Annotated in this window: 1 protein-coding gene; it reads left to right on the top strand. The window is 42.1% G+C overall.

Annotated elements, in window-relative coordinates; all coding sequences use genetic code 11:
• Positions 1–518: IS5 family transposase (locus tag ACFO4R_RS01550; protein WP_379787215.1), on the top strand; the 518-nt coding region annotated here is incomplete at both ends.

Below are 518 nucleotides of genomic sequence, written 5' to 3'. Positions count from 1 at the left end.
AGAACTCATTAAACCCTTCTATTACAAAGCAGAACGTGGAAACAAACCCTACGAAATAGAATTGATGCTACGACTCTATATCCTACAGAACCTGTATAACCTCTCAGACATGGCAACCGTTGCGGAAGTCATCGACAGCAGATCCTTCTCAGAATTTTGCTACATCACTTCCAGCAACCAAGTTCCTGATGGAGATACTCTAGGCAGATTCCGTCATCTTCTTGAGCAAAACAATCTACAGCAACAATTCTTTGAACAGGTAGTAGATCGTCTTCGTAACCAAGGAATCCTTCTCAAAAAAGGAACCATAGTAGATGCTGCCATCATCTCCTCTCCCTCCTCCACAAAAAACCAAAGTAAACAAAGAGACAAGGAGGCACATCAAACAAAGAAAGGAAACAATTGGTACTTCGGATACAAAGCCCATATAGGGGTAGACGCTAAAAATGGTTTGGTACACAGTGTGAAAGTAAGTGCAGCGAACGTACACGATGTAACGATGGTGCCGGAGTTATTAA

Origin of the sequence: Filifactor villosus, assembly GCF_042652965.1 — a bacterium.
GTDB lineage: Bacteria > Bacillota > Clostridia > Peptostreptococcales > Filifactoraceae > Filifactor > Filifactor villosus.
Note: the sequence above shows the minus strand (reverse complement) of the source record. Positions and strands in the feature narration are given on the sequence as shown.